Here is a 13344-nt window from a genome sequence, read left to right on the forward strand (position 1 = left end):
AATCGCCCATTTCGTTCCTCTCGCTTAAGAAAAAACGATGAAATCAGGAGGTGACGTCCTTATCCTTCAATTCGGGATAAGGTGAAATGGACGATATTGACAGTTTGATTTTAATCGGTGTGCTCATTGCGTTAACGGCGTTTTTCGTGGCGAGTGAATTTGCGATCGTCAGAGTGAGGAGATCCAGAATCGATCAGCTCATCTCAGAAGGGAACAGACGGGCAGTGCTCGCAAAGCGTATCATTACGGATCTTGATGAGTATTTATCCGCTTCGCAGCTCGGCATTACACTGACTTCTATCGGGCTCGGCGTACTGGGAGAGCCTGCATTTGAGCGGATGCTTCATCCTGTGTTACAGAGTATGGGGCTGCCGGATTCTGCTGAGCATGTGATTGCTTTTGCTGCGGCGTACGGGCTGATTACGTTTTTACATGTCGTCGTCGGTGAGCTTGCGCCTAAAACGGTTGCGATTCAAAAAGCGGAAAAGCTGACGCTATGGATTGCAGGGCCGCTTCGGTTATTTTACGTGTTCATGTTCCCGTTTATTTGGGTCTTAAACGGCTCCGCGAGGATTTTAACCGGTCTGGCCGGATTAAAGCCGGCATCTGAGCATGAAGGCTCCCATTCTGAAGAAGAGCTGCGGATCCTGCTGTCAGAAAGTTTAAAAAACGGAGAAATCAATCCGTCCGAATATACATTTGTGAATAAAATTTTTGAATTTGATAATCGGATCGCCAGGGAAATCATGATTCCGAGAAAAGAAATCGCCGCTGTTTCCACTGATATGACCGTGCAGGAAATGCTTGATATGATGCTGAAAGACAAGTATACGCGATGGCCCGTAACAGACGGGGACAAAGACAGCGTCATCGGCATGATCAATACGAAGCATCTTTTTTCAGATCTGCTGTTTATGACAGAAGATGAAAAAGCGGAAGTATCCATCACGTCTTACGTCCGCCCGGTCATTGAAGTCATTGAGACGATTCCGATCCACGACCTGCTGATAAAAATGCAGAGAGAGCGGATTCATCTGGCGATATTGTCTGATGAATACGGCGGGACGTCCGGTCTTGTGACGACCGAAGACATCCTTGAAGAAATCGTCGGGGATATCAGAGACGAATTTGATGAAGATGAACAGCCGCTGATTCAAAAGCTGTCCGAACGTCATTATGTCCTGGACGGAAAGGTTCGGATCGATCAGGTGAATCATCTGCTCGGCGCAGAGATTGAAGAGGAAGTCGACACGATCGGCGGCCTTGTGCTGAAGCGGAATATTGATATTTGTGCGGGTGAGTCGATACAGATTGGGGGATACACTGCCCTTATCTTAGAAATGGACGGCCGGTTTATTAAACAGCTTGAATTAAAAGAAGAACAGGGCCGCCCGGGCGGTCAGGGGACAATAAACCGCCCGCTGCCCGTGCCTGAAACGGTCATGCTTCATAACGCAACCTTGAGCGAAAAATAAGCTCAAGGTTTTTTTAAATGGAAATGATAATGAAGCCGCACCAGAACACCAAAAGGCTTCCGGCTGCTGAAACTGCGATGTAAAGCAGGCTTTCCTTTATGCGGTTGTTCATCATCAGCTGCACGGCTTCAATACTGAAGGTGGAAAAGGTCGTAAACGCACCGAAAAAGCCTGTCGCAATGATGATGCCGGCTGAAGGATTATCCAGACCCAATCCGGTGAACATGCCGAGGCCGAAGGAGCCGAGCAGGTTGACCGCAGCCATTCCAAGCGGAATCGGCAAACCCTTTGTCCTTTCTGAAACGGTTTGCCCCAGCAGAAACCGTAATACCGCTCCGATTCCCGCTGCAATAAGCATCAAGACAATCGTCATGGCGTATCATGCTCCCTTCCCGCGATGCGAAGAGCAATCCGCCGTCCCCAGAAAATGCCGGCGTATGCAAGGGCAAGACCGGCGAATAAAGTCGCGGCAGCATAACAAAAAGCCGCTGAGGGAGACGATTGCAGCAAAAAGACGGTTTCTTTTGCGAAGGTGGACATCGTCGTGAAACCTCCGCAAAAACCGGTTCCGAAAAAGGCGGTCAGGAGAGGGCGTTTAGCCCGAATGAGAAAATAACCCGTGATAAGGCCGAGTAAAAGGCTTCCCGCCGCGTTTTCGAGGAAAGCAGCCGCCGGGAATGACCGGCTGTGAATGTGTGTGCTCATTTCAAAGCGGAGCAAAGCGCCGAGCGCCCCTCCGATAAAAATTGCGATGTATTGTTTCATATCAGCCATCCTTAGAAATAAAATCCGGAAAATCAGTTACAATGCCGTCAACTTCCATCATTTGCAGCTTTTCGGCCGTCTTTTGATTTCTGACCGTCCAGGCAAATACTTTCAGGCCGTGTTTGTGAGCGGTGGAAATCAAGAACCGATTCAGACGGGTATATTTAATATTGACATAATGTGCGGCTGATTTGTAGGCGTTCAGCTGGCTTCTGGAAAACCTCCCGAAGCTGGACCTGGCAATGATTGCAGTCGGAACGGACGGATACATATCATGAAAGGCCTGAATCGACTTCAGGCTGAAAGATTGAACGATATGATGCATGGAAAACCTGCTTAACAGCCGGCCGACTGCTTTTTCAAGACCGACTTGAGAAGCGTGCCCTTTCAGTTCAATTAAAAATCCGATTTTAGAATGGTAACGCTTCAAGACCTCTTCGAGCAGGGGAATCCGTTCCCCTTTAAACTCAGCCCCGTACCAGCTGCCGGCGTCCAGGGACTGCAGCTGCTTCAGCGTGAAATCTTTTACAAAACCAGAGCCGTCCGTCGTCCGGTCGACTCTGTCATCATGTATGACGACAATGTGTCCGTCTTTTGTGAGCTGGACGTCAAGCTCAATGAAATCAGCATTCATTTCGGCAGCGATATCAAATGCCGCAAATGTATTTTCGGGCGCATAACCGGATGCGCCGCGATGAGCGATGGTATACAAGCTTGTCAGCTCCCCTCATGGGCATTTCTGTTATTATATCAAATTCATATATGCACAGCGATTCAAACTGGTGAATGTGCGAAACAGTATTTTTTTGGAAAAAAGATAGTGCTTTTTTCGGTTTACATTCCGCAGTGATGATTTATAATGGCAAAAAGGAGGCGAGATCATGGGAAAAGGGAGATTGAAAGTGGAGGAAAGAATTAAATCCGAAACCGATGCTGAGATCCAAAAAGCGACTCTCCTGAATCAGACACAATCGAAGAAGAAATAGTGCCTGCCCCTGTTGTATCTGGCTGAAAGATGAACGAATTTGTGAAAAACCCCGGCTGTGTTCTGCTGCCGGGGTTTTTCAGGCTTTCATAAAGACATTAAAAGAAGCTGATGTCCGAATGTTTTAGTATAATGGATTTTCGACAAGACAAAGGAGTATATGCCATGGTGACACATTTTAAGAGCTTTTTTACTCTTGACCATATTTTGCAGATCTGTATCAGCATTGGGATTTTAGCGGCTTTTCTCATTTTGAGAAAGCTGTTTGTCAAATACTTTTTCCAGCTTGTTTACAAATTGGCGAACAAACCGAAAACCGATATATTCAAACAGATTGCCGTAGCGTTTGATAAGCCGGCCAGGTGGTTTTTCGTTGCGCTGGGGCTGTTTTTAGCGATTGAGTATTCGCCGTTTTTAGACGGGCAGATGGACATTGTCAAAAAAATGTACCGCTCTCTGATCATAGCGCTGATCGCCTGGGGGCTTTGCAATCTGACATCGGCGTCTTCCTTTTTATTTCATAAAGTCAATCAGCGCTTTGAGCTTGATATGGATGACATTTTGGCGCCGTTTTTATCTAAGGTGCTGCGCTTTGTCATTCTCGCACTCAGCGTCAGCGTGATCGCACAGGAATTCAATTATGATGTAAATGGGTTTGTGGCCGGACTCGGACTTGGCGGATTGGCGTTCGCGCTCGCGGCTAAAGATACGATCAGCAATTTTTTCGGCGGCATTATCATCATTACGGAAAAGCCGTTTACGATCGGCGACTGGGTCGAGACGTCATCTGTGACAGGGGGCGTAGAAGATATCACATTCCGAAGCACAAGGTTCCGGACGGCGCAGGGGGCGCTCGTCACTGTGCCCAATTCAACACTGTCGATGGAAGCCATCACAAACTGGACGAGAATGACGAAGCGGCAGATCACGTTTTCCGTTCGTGTCTCTTATGCGACGCCGATTGATCGTTTAGAGCGGTGCATCACAAGGCTCAGAGAAATGCTTCGTGAACATGAAGGCGTGCATGATGATACGATTATGGTTAACTTTGACGTGTTTGCGGACAGCTATTACAATCTTTTTTTCAACTTTTACACAAAGACCATCGTTTGGGCGGAAAGCCTGGACGTGCGGCAGGATATCAACCGCCGGATTATTGATATTTTTGCGGAGGAAGGCGTGGAATTCGCCTATCCGGGCCAGAATGTATTCGTAAAACAGAAAAGCCACGATGATCCGGTTCATGTGAAGGATCATTCCGGAGAAAAAGAACGGGCATAACAGGCGCCGTTCTTTTTTCATGATATGATAAAAAGAAAAGGCGGTGGAAGAGTGGAAGCGTTTATGACATTGATCAATCAGGCTGAACGTATCGCGGTGCTGACGGGAGCGGGAATGAGCACGGAATCAGGCATTCCGGATTTTCGTTCGGCGGGCGGTATATGGACCGAAGACACCTCCAGAATGGAAGCGATGAGCAGGGAATACTTTGAACGCCGTCCGCGTGACTTCTGGCCCAAATTCAAACAGCTGTTTCAGATGAAAATGAGCGGAAGCTATGAACCGAATGCCGGCCATAAGTATTTGGCAGACCTTGAAAAGCGGGGAAAGCAGGTAGACATTTTCACGCAGAATATTGACGGGCTGCATAAGAAAGCGGGAAGCAGCAGTGTCTATGAGCTTCACGGTTCAATTCAGACCGCCGCATGCCCCCGCTGCGGAGCGCGCTACGGGCTTTCTCATCTGCTGAAGGAAGAAGTTCCGGAATGTACGGCGGAAACCGGAGATCATGCGGTTTGCGGCACTGTATTAAAGACGGATGTCGTACTTTTCGGCGATCTCGTCCAGCATTTTGAAACCCTTTATGAAAAGCTTGATCAAGCTGATCTCCTTCTTGTGATCGGCACTTCGCTTGAGGTGGCGCCGGCAAGGTTTGTCCCAGAGGATGCGAGCCGGATTCCCGGTTTGAAGCAGGTGATCATTAATCTTGAGCCGACATATTGCGACCATTTATTTGATCTTGTCATCCATGAGAAGATCGGTGAATTTGCAAAGCGGATCAGCGCCGCGATATAAAAAAAGCCGGATCATATACAGATCCGGCTTTTTCTTATTCATGGACGGGAATCATCTGGTCCGTCAGAATATCAAAGGAGTAGCCTTGGGCTTTCAGTTTTTGGATCAGGCTCGGCAAAGCATGCACGGTCGCAGGCAGATCGTGCATTAAAATGACATGCGGCCTGCTCGTATGGACGCTTTCCAAATATGCGAGCTGATTCAATACTTCCGGCACGTACCGGGCATTTTTGTATTTCCAGTCCTCACTGTCAATCGTCCAGTCCCAGTACACGAAGCCGCCTCTTTCGAGATGTTTGATCTGGGTGTCTGTCAATGACGGTTTGCTGCCGTAAGGCGTGCGGACAAGATCCGTTTTCACTCCCGTGATGGCCTGGAGCGTATCACGTCCCTGCTGCATTTCTTTCAGCGGCGATGTCGGTGTTTGATAAAACAGGTGATTATCGTGCGTCACGCCATGCAGGCCGAGCGCGATTCCTTCCTGATTCGCTCTTTGCACGGAATGTCTATAGGCTTTCATCCGCGGTTCAAGCATAAAAAAAGTGGCCTTTGCGCCATTTGCCTTCAATACATTCAACAGCTGTTCAGTATAAGGAGACGGCCCGTCGTCAAAGGTTAAATATACCGTTTTTTTTCCCGTGTCCCGCTCTTTCTGCAAATGTTTAAGCAGGATGTCGGGAGAATCGTTTTTCAGCCGCAGGCTTTCTGTTTCATCTCGAAGCTGCCCGTTTGCAGTCACGGTGACCTGTTTATTTTTTGCGGCGGAAGCGGAATAACCCATTATGACGATTACCAGAAGCAGTCCGCACAAAACTGCTAAACTCGTAAGTTTAAAAGCTAATGAAAACAGAGAAGGGGAAGCACCTTCTTTTGTCTTGCGCATAACAATCTCTCCAGTAGCATAAATTTCTTCATAATGCCGATAACAGCAGAGGCTTGCATAGTGCCAAAAGTTAACAGCATATGTATGTCGAATCAAGTATACAGGAACAAAACTGGAAAAGACATAGAAAATATGTCGAATAATAAGATTTTAAGAAAAAAATAAACTCCGCTGCCTGCTTGTTCAATATGATAGAATAGTTGACAATAACAGCTGAGAATCCGCATCACGGCAGATAACGATGAGGAGGGTTTACATGAAGACATTGGTAAACGGCCAGTTGATTGATCGTGAAAAAGCCGCAGTTGATATTGAGGATCGCGGATATCAATTCGGTGACGGTGTGTATGAAGTCATCAGAGTATACAACGGCGTTTTATTCGGTCTGCATGAGCATATCGGCCGTCTTTTCAGAAGCGCCGCAGAAATCGGCATCACCCTGCCGTTCTCCGCAGAAGACATAGAATGGGATCTCCAAAAGCTCGTACAGGAAAACAAACTCATTGACGGCGGGGTCTATATTCAGACGACGAGAGGGAAGGCGCCCCGGAAGCACCAGTATGACGAAGGATTGGAGCCGCAGACAACAGCATACACCTTTTCAGTGAAAAAACCGGAAAATGAACAAAAAGCAGGGGCGCAGGCCATAACGGCCGAAGACAAGCGCTGGCTGAGGTGTGACATTAAGAGTCTGAATTTACTGTATAATGTGATGGTAAAACAAAAAGCCTATGAAGCAGGCGCTTATGAAGCGGTGCTGATAAGGGACGGAGCGGTCACGGAAGGAACCTCTTCCAATGTATACGCCGTCATAAACGGCACCGTCCGGACGCATCCTGCAAATGAGCTGATTTTAAACGGCATTACGCGGATGAAACTTTTAGGGCTGATGAAAGAAAACGGGATTGAGGTGCGGGAGAAGCCCCTTACTGAAGACGAACTCAGAAACGCGGATGAAATTTTCATCTCGTCGACAACCTCTGAACTAATCCCGATCGTAACCCTTGACGGAAAACCGGTCGGCAGCGGTGTGCCGGGTCCTGTAGCCAAAACGATTCAAGAGGCTTTTCAATTGAGCATTCAGCAGGAGATCGGCGTTCAGTCATAAACGAAAAAAGGCCGGAAACAATCCGGCCTTTTTGCTTCTGTCAGATAAAAAGAGACTCGACATGCTGAACGAGCACGCGGGAGATTTTCTCTTTTGAAAGACGCTCAGGTTCAAGCAGTGCATGCAGCGCCAATCCGTCGGCAATGGCATACAATTTCTCCGCTTCTGTCTCTTTATCAAGATTTGGTTTCAGATGCTTATTATCATCCAGCCAGTCAATCAGACCTCGTATATATGCCAAGATCCCGTCATGCTGGGGATGAAACTCTTCTCCCTTATGTCTGGCATAAGCTGTGAAAGCGAACCATACCTCCATTTCAGCCATCGTTTCTTCATCTGTCGGGATGATTTCAAGCATCAGACGCACCGCTTTTTCTTTCGGCGGCAGATCTTTCATGGCAACTTCGTTAATTCTGGCGGCCGCTTTTTCTTTTACGAGGGTCATCGCATACCCTAAAAGTTCGTCCTGAGTGGTGAAATAGTGCCTCAGCGCGCCTAAAGAAAGACCCGCTTCCCGGGCGATGTTTCTCACTGTCGCTCCTTCCATGCCCCGCTCCAAAATCGTCCGCCAAGTGGCTTCGGCTATTTGTTTTCTTCTTTTTTCATGATCGATGATTTTAGGCATGTCTCCAGTGTAACAGGAAAAAATATTTCTTGCAATTTTATAATACAATTGTATTAAATAAAAAGAGGTGTTACAATGCATTTTAGAAAACGATAAGGGGGAACCGGATTGAACGCGATTGCTTGGTTGATTGTCATTTGTGAGGCTGCTTTTTGGGCGGCTGTTATCTTCGGATTGGCGGCGCGGTATTTATTCAGGCGGCAAAAGCTCGGAATGTTTTTTTTCGCTCTCATTCCTTTACTTGATGCCGTATTGTTTGCGGCGGCTGCAGCTGATTTATACAGAGGGGCGACAGCGACTATGGCGCATGCAGTGGCGGCCGTTTATATCGGAGTGTCTGTCGCCTTCGGAAAAAGCATGATTCAATGGGCGGATGAGCGTTTCCGCTATTATGTCGTAAAGGAAGGGGCAAAACCGGTCAAGCGGTACGGACTGGATTATGCCAAACATTATGCAAAAGGATGGGGAAGACATGTATTAGCATTTGTCATCGGCGGCGTTCTTTTAGCCGGAACGGTATTTCTCATTCAGGACGCTTCCCGCACCGAAGCGCTCAGCAGGCTGTTGAAGGGCTGGTCTGTCGTGCTGTGCATTGATTTTTTGATCATGGCGAGTTTTTTTGTAATGCCGAAAAAAAGAGGAAACAGCCGGGAGCTTTAAAAAAAGCAGCTTTTGATTAAGCTGCTGTACAGAAAGGATTATTTTACGATCAGCACCGGAATGTCGGATTTTGATGACAGCTTTTCACTGACGCTTCCGAATAAAAGTTTTTTCAGCCTGTTCTGGTCCCTGCTCCCCATGACGATCAGATCCGCCGATATGCGGTCGGCATGTTCGATAATGGCATCAGCGGGATCACCTTCTAAAATGTCGATATCCCCGTCAATCTGGCTGTCGTTCATCAGCATTCTCGCTTCGGCAATGATTTCTTCCGTACGGTCTTCATAAATCATCGGGTCAGGGGGGATTCTTTCCGCTTGAAGCGGGTCGGGAACGCTTGCAATCCCGCCGCCGATATACGTGGCGCCGGCTCCCGGCCTCGGGGGATCGACAATCGTCTGGGTATCTTTTGCATTGTGAGAATGCACGACCGTTAAATTCGCGTGAAATGTTTTTGCAAGGTCTATCGCTTTTTGAAGCGCTTTCTTGCTATCATGACTTCCGTCAAAAGCTGCAATCAACCGGTCCGCGTGAAACATCGGCCTCATCCTTTCAGTAAAAAAGGTTTACAAAACGATACCCGTACGGAAGAAATCTAAAACCTGTATTGACAAAAAAAGGATTCGTTTATATGATAAAGGAATAATATAGGAAAAAAGGAGGTATGGATCATGTCAGCATTAAAGCTTATCAACTCATCTTCAGCTGAATATCGGCGTGACTGCCATACATCTTCCGTTTTCTGAACATTTGCTTAAAAACAGTGCAGTCGCGCATAACAGGCGGGTCTGTACCTTATTTATAATAATAAGAGGCATGGAGCTGACGCTTCATGTCTTTTTTTATACAAAAAATGAATGAAAGACAGGTGTGATGCATGTGGTGGTATTAGCGAAAACAATGAAAAACAATCCGGAAAAACTTGATGGCGGCTGATTCATGAAAGGGGATGAAGGTATTTGTTTACTGTATTAAAAAAGCTCGCTTGGTTTTTTAAAGCCTATTGGCTGCGCTATACGACAGCGATTGTTCTGTTATTGATTGTGAATGTCATTGAAATGTTCCCGCCGAAACTTCTCGGTAACGCAATAGACGATATGAAGGCGGGCGTGTTTACGAAAAGCGGGATGCTGTTTTACATATGTGTGTTTCTCGCTTTAACGGCAGCCGTTTATTTGCTGTCCTATTTTTGGATGTACCAGCTTTTCGGCGGGGCGAATGTCATGGAGAAAATTCTCCGATCAAAACTGATGGGAAGGCTTCTTCAAATGTCACCGCCGTTTTTTGAGAAATACAGAACGGGCGATTTAATGGCGCGGGGGACGAATGATTTGCAGGCCGTCAGTATGACGACGGGCTTCGGGGTCTTAACGCTCGTCGATTCGACGATGTATATGCTGACGATATTTTTGACAATGGGGCTTCTCATCAGCTGGAAGCTGACATTTGCCGCGATTATTCCGCTGCCGATTATGGCGGCTGCGGTCAGTCTGTATGGAAAAAAGATCCATGAGCGGTTTACGGAAGCGCAGGATGCTTTCGGATCATTAAATGACAAGGTGCTGGAGTCGGTATCCGGCGTCCGGGTCATTCGGGCTTTCGTGCAGGAAAAAAATGATGTCAGCCGTTTCGGTGATATGACAGCGGATGTATACACGAAAAACATGAAGGTGGCGTTTATCGATTCACTCTTTGAACCGACTGTGAAACTTCTTGTCGGACTCAGCTATCTCATCGGTCTCGGCTACGGCGCCTATCTCGTTTTTCAAAACCGGCTGACACTGGGTGAGCTGGTATCGTTTAACGTGTATCTCGGAATGATGATCTGGCCGATGTTTGCGATCGGAGAATTAATCAATATCATGCAGCGCGGCAATGCCTCCTTAGACCGTGTCAATGAGACCCTGTCCTATGAGCCTGATGTGACAGGGCCCAAGCAGCCCGCCGATATCAAGGAGCCCGGGCGTCTTGTTTTTGAACAAGTGACTTTTACGTACCCGAGCGGAGCGGGACCGGCTGTTTCCGGTGTATCATTTTCCGTTGAAAAAGGGCAGACACTCGGCATCGTCGGAAAAACGGGAAGCGGAAAGACGACGATTATTAAGCAGCTGCTGCGTGAATATCCGCCCGGTGCGGGAGCCATCACGTTTACAGGCATTCCGATTCAGGAGATTCCGCTTGAGAAGCTCCGAGGGTGGATCGGCTATGTGCCGCAGGATCATATTTTATTTTCAAAGACGGTGAAGGAAAATCTGCTTTACGGTCGGCAGGACGCAACCGAAGAGGAAATCGGCAGCGCGCTGAAGGATGCGCATTTTAAACAAGATATCGGCATGCTTTCAGAAGGGCTTGAGACGCTTGTCGGCGAGAAGGGGGTAGCGCTCTCCGGCGGACAAAAACAGCGCATCTCAATTGCGAGAGCGCTTTTGACAGATCCGGACATTCTCATATTAGATGATTCGCTTTCTGCGGTAGACGCGAAAACGGAAGCTGCCATCATTGACAGCATCCGTAAAAAAAGGCGGCATAAAACAACGATTATCACTACTCACCGGCTCTCGGCAGTTGAACACGCAGATCTCATTCTCGTCATGGATGAAGGGCGGGTGTCTGAAAGAGGCACGCATCAGGAGCTGTTGGCGAAGAATGGCTGGTATCGCGAACAATATGAGAGGCAGCAGCTGCCCTCTCTTGAAGAAGGGGGGACGGGCGCATGAAGACCGGAAGAAGATTATGGAATTACGCGCTTCAATACAAAAAGCTGCTGATATGGGCGGTCGTTCTGCTCATTATTGCGGTCGGCACTGAGCTGACCGGACCGTTTATCGGAAAAAAAATGATTGACGACCATATTCTCGGCGTTGAAAAAACATGGGTTAAAGCCTCTGGGGACGATCCGGACGCCGTCAGGTTCAGAGGGCATGATTATGTCAGGGAGGACCGGCTCAAACCGGGGGCGGAGAAAACCGGAGAGGCACATATTTATCAAGTCGGTGCGGCCTACTATTTTGTTGAGGGTCCCGTCAGTTTTGACGGAAACCGTTCGGTGACTGACGGCCGGCTGACAATATCAAACGGTAAAGAAAGCAGGTCATATCCCGCTATTGCGTTATCCAAACAGGAAATTTTTCAATTTTACCGTCCGGAAATAAAAGGGCTGCTGACGTTGACCGCCATTTACGCGGGACTGCTCATGTTTTCCGTGTGCTTTCATTACGGCCAGCATTACCTGCTGCAGATGGGAGCGAACCGAATCATACAGCGTATGAGGCAGGATGTATTTTCACACATTCAGAAAATGCCGATCCGCTACTTTGATAATCTGCCTGCCGGAAAAGTCGTGGCCCGCATTACGAATGACACAGAAGCGGTCAGAGATTTATATGTAACGGTGCTGTCTACGTTTATCACAAGCGGCGTCTACATGCTCGGTATTTTTACGGCGCTGTTTATGCTTGATGTCAGACTGGCCGCCGTCTGCCTTTTGATTATTCCGATCTTAATGATCTGGTCGGTTGTGTACCGCAAATACGCATCCGTCTTCAACCAAAAAATCCGTTCCATTAACAGTGACATCAATGCAAAAATGAATGAGTCCATTCAAGGGATGCCGATTATTCAGGCGTTCCGCCGCGAGAAGGAAACGATGAAGGAATTTGAAGAATTGAATGAAGCTCATTTCCGCTATAAGAACAAAATGCTGTCTTTAAATTCCCTCATGTCCCACAGTCTTGTCAATGTGTTGCGCAATGTGGCGTTTGTCGGGCTGATCTGGTATTTCGGAGGCGCGAGTCTGAGTGCGGCCGGAATTGTTTCGATCGGCGTTTTATATGCGTTTGTTGATTATTTAAACCGTTTGTTCCAGCCGGTTACGGGGATTGTCAACCAATTTTCAAAGCTTGAATTGGCTCGTGTTTCCGCGGGCAGGGTATTTGAGCTTTTACAGGAGGAGGAAACGGAAGAAACAGGCGCTCCCGCAGACAGAAAGGCGGAAGGGACTGTGGAATTCCGCGATGTTTCTTTTGGGTATCGAAAGGGAGAAGAGGTGCTGAAACACATCAGCTTTACAGCTGAAAAAGGCGAGACGGTCGCCCTCGTCGGCCATACGGGTTCCGGCAAAAGCTCCATCCTGAATCTTCTGTTCCGTTTTTATGATGCCGAAAAAGGCGATATCCTGCTGGACGGAAAAAGCATATACGGCATGTCAAGACAGGAGCTGAGATCGCATATGGGGATCGTGCTTCAAGATCCGTATCTTTTCTCTGGAACGATCGGCTCCAATGTGACCCTCGATGATCAGCGTATTTCCCTGCAGCAGGCTGAAGAAGCGCTTCGGCAAGTCGGCGCCGCAGGCCTTCTGAAATCCTTGCCGAAGGGCATCATGGAGCCCGTCACGGAAAAAGGCGGAACACTGTCTTCAGGCCAGCGCCAGCTGATTTCTTTTGCAAGGGCGCTCGCGTTCGATCCTGCCATTTTAATTTTGGATGAGGCGACGGCGCACATTGACACCGAAACAGAAGCAATCATTCAAAAAGCGCTGCACGTGGTGCAAGAAGGGCGCACGACATTTATTATCGCCCACCGGCTTTCCACGATCAGACACGCAGACCAGATTCTCGTTTTGGAAAAGGGGCGCATCATTGAAAAAGGAAGCCATGACGAATTAATGGCGCAAAAGGGGCAGTACCATCAAATGTATGAATTGCAGAAAGGAACGGCGCAGTCCGCGGTGTAATCAGGAGGAGGGTGAATCAAAAGATTCGCCCT

General features: G+C 47.9%; 14 protein-coding genes. 8 read left to right on the top strand and 6 right to left on the bottom strand.

The window, feature by feature from the left end:
- The first annotated feature begins 86 nt into the window (after positions 1-86).
- A complete protein-coding gene (locus ICW23_RS00465; RefSeq protein WP_188153854.1) occupies positions 87-1475 on the top strand; it encodes a hemolysin family protein in 1389 nt (462 codons plus the stop codon).
- Positions 1476-1488: 13 nt separating this feature from the next.
- Here ICW23_RS00465 and crcB read toward each other — a convergent pair whose 3' ends face one another.
- The 3 genes from crcB to ICW23_RS00480 are packed head-to-tail and all read right to left on the bottom strand — an operon-like array spanning position 1489 to position 2952.
- Positions 1489-1848, bottom strand: coding sequence for a fluoride efflux transporter CrcB (gene crcB, locus ICW23_RS00470; RefSeq protein WP_045927082.1), 360 nt, complete (start codon positions 1846-1848; stop codon positions 1489-1491).
- Positions 1845-2240 carry a fluoride efflux transporter FluC gene (locus tag ICW23_RS00475; RefSeq protein WP_049628190.1) on the bottom strand — a complete coding sequence of 132 codons (396 nt, stop codon included), beginning with the start codon at positions 2238-2240 and terminating at the stop codon, positions 1845-1847. The genes crcB and ICW23_RS00475 overlap by 4 nt, the downstream gene beginning before the upstream one ends.
- Before the next feature lies 1 nt (position 2241).
- The gene (locus ICW23_RS00480) at positions 2242-2952 is read right to left on the bottom strand and encodes a glycerophosphodiester phosphodiesterase (protein ID WP_188153855.1); all 711 of its coding nucleotides are present in this window, start codon (positions 2950-2952) and stop codon (positions 2242-2244) included.
- Between the two features lie 169 nt (positions 2953-3121).
- Here ICW23_RS00480 and ICW23_RS00485 point away from each other — a divergent pair, with 169 nt between their 5' ends.
- From ICW23_RS00485 to ICW23_RS00495, 3 genes are all read left to right on the top strand, one after another.
- Positions 3122-3226 (top strand): YhdX family protein, encoded by a 105-nt coding sequence (locus tag ICW23_RS00485; RefSeq protein ID WP_188153856.1) that lies wholly within the window; start codon positions 3122-3124, stop codon positions 3224-3226.
- Positions 3227-3390: 164 nt separating this feature from the next.
- Entirely contained in the window at positions 3391-4506 is a 1116-nt protein-coding gene (locus ICW23_RS00490) for a mechanosensitive ion channel family protein (protein WP_016938378.1), read from the top strand.
- A 63-nt stretch (positions 4507-4569) separates the two neighbouring features.
- The gene (locus tag ICW23_RS00495) at positions 4570-5301 is read left to right on the top strand and encodes an NAD-dependent protein deacylase (protein ID WP_395941028.1); all 732 of its coding nucleotides are present in this window, start codon (positions 4570-4572) and stop codon (positions 5299-5301) included.
- A 34-nt stretch (positions 5302-5335) separates the two neighbouring features.
- Here ICW23_RS00495 and ICW23_RS00500 read toward each other — a convergent pair whose 3' ends face one another.
- Entirely contained in the window at positions 5336-6184 is an 849-nt protein-coding gene (locus ICW23_RS00500; RefSeq protein ID WP_016938376.1) for a polysaccharide deacetylase family protein, read from the bottom strand.
- 256 nt (positions 6185-6440) lie between these two features.
- Between ICW23_RS00500 and dat the strand changes: the two genes are divergently transcribed.
- Complete coding sequence (gene dat / locus ICW23_RS00505) at positions 6441-7292, top strand: D-amino-acid transaminase (protein ID WP_016938375.1); 852 nt, start codon at positions 6441-6443, stop codon at positions 7290-7292.
- Positions 7293-7332: 40 nt separating this feature from the next.
- On the opposite strand, the gene ICW23_RS00510 is transcribed toward dat, so the two are convergent.
- Positions 7333-7917 carry a TetR/AcrR family transcriptional regulator gene (locus tag ICW23_RS00510; RefSeq protein ID WP_016938374.1) on the bottom strand — a complete coding sequence of 195 codons (585 nt, stop codon included), beginning with the start codon at positions 7915-7917 and terminating at the stop codon, positions 7333-7335.
- Positions 7918-8025: 108 nt separating this feature from the next.
- On the opposite strand from ICW23_RS00510, the gene ICW23_RS00515 reads away from it, so the two are divergent.
- Positions 8026-8577 carry a hypothetical protein gene (locus ICW23_RS00515; RefSeq protein ID WP_016938373.1) on the top strand — a complete coding sequence of 184 codons (552 nt, stop codon included), beginning with the start codon at positions 8026-8028 and terminating at the stop codon, positions 8575-8577.
- A 38-nt stretch (positions 8578-8615) separates the two neighbouring features.
- Here the strand turns inward: ICW23_RS00515 and ICW23_RS00520 are convergent, their stop codons facing one another.
- A complete protein-coding gene (locus ICW23_RS00520; RefSeq protein WP_016938372.1) occupies positions 8616-9116 on the bottom strand; it encodes a universal stress protein in 501 nt (166 codons plus the stop codon).
- Between the two features lie 420 nt (positions 9117-9536).
- Between ICW23_RS00520 and bmrC the strand changes: the two genes are divergently transcribed.
- Positions 9537-11294: a multidrug ABC transporter ATP-binding protein BmrC gene (bmrC, locus tag ICW23_RS00525; protein ID WP_188153857.1), complete on the top strand. Its 1758-nt coding sequence runs from the start codon at positions 9537-9539 to the stop codon at positions 11292-11294.
- Positions 11291-13312, top strand: coding sequence for a multidrug resistance ABC transporter ATP-binding protein/permease BmrD (gene bmrD / locus ICW23_RS00530; RefSeq protein ID WP_016938368.1), 2022 nt, complete (start codon positions 11291-11293; stop codon positions 13310-13312). The genes bmrC and bmrD overlap by 4 nt, the downstream gene beginning before the upstream one ends.
- Positions 13313-13344 lie beyond the last annotated feature (32 nt).

This window comes from Bacillus sp. 1021 (assembly GCF_014534735.1).
In the GTDB taxonomy this organism is placed as follows: domain Bacteria; phylum Bacillota; class Bacilli; order Bacillales; family Bacillaceae; genus Bacillus; species Bacillus siamensis.

Bases quoted from the DNA above. Each gene is read 5' to 3' on its own strand.
- ICW23_RS00465 (WP_188153854.1), top strand. From the start codon at position 87: ATGGACGATATTGACAGTTTGATTTTAATCGGTGTGCTCATTGCGTTA.
- crcB (WP_045927082.1), bottom strand. From the start codon at position 1,848: ATGACGATTGTCTTGATGCTTATTGCAGCGGGAATCGGAGCGGTATTA.
- ICW23_RS00475 (WP_049628190.1), bottom strand. From the start codon at position 2,240: ATGAAACAATACATCGCAATTTTTATCGGAGGGGCGCTCGGCGCTTTG.
- ICW23_RS00485 (WP_188153856.1), top strand. From the start codon at position 3,122: ATGGGAAAAGGGAGATTGAAAGTGGAGGAAAGAATTAAATCCGAAACC.
- ICW23_RS00490 (WP_016938378.1), top strand. From the start codon at position 3,391: ATGGTGACACATTTTAAGAGCTTTTTTACTCTTGACCATATTTTGCAG.
- ICW23_RS00495 (WP_395941028.1), top strand. From the start codon at position 4,570: ATGACATTGATCAATCAGGCTGAACGTATCGCGGTGCTGACGGGAGCG.
- ICW23_RS00500 (WP_016938376.1), bottom strand. From the start codon at position 6,184: ATGCGCAAGACAAAAGAAGGTGCTTCCCCTTCTCTGTTTTCATTAGCT.
- dat (WP_016938375.1), top strand. From the start codon at position 6,441: ATGAAGACATTGGTAAACGGCCAGTTGATTGATCGTGAAAAAGCCGCA.
- ICW23_RS00510 (WP_016938374.1), bottom strand. From the start codon at position 7,917: ATGCCTAAAATCATCGATCATGAAAAAAGAAGAAAACAAATAGCCGAA.
- ICW23_RS00520 (WP_016938372.1), bottom strand. From the start codon at position 9,116: ATGTTTCACGCGGACCGGTTGATTGCAGCTTTTGACGGAAGTCATGAT.
- bmrD (WP_016938368.1), top strand. From the start codon at position 11,291: ATGAAGACCGGAAGAAGATTATGGAATTACGCGCTTCAATACAAAAAG.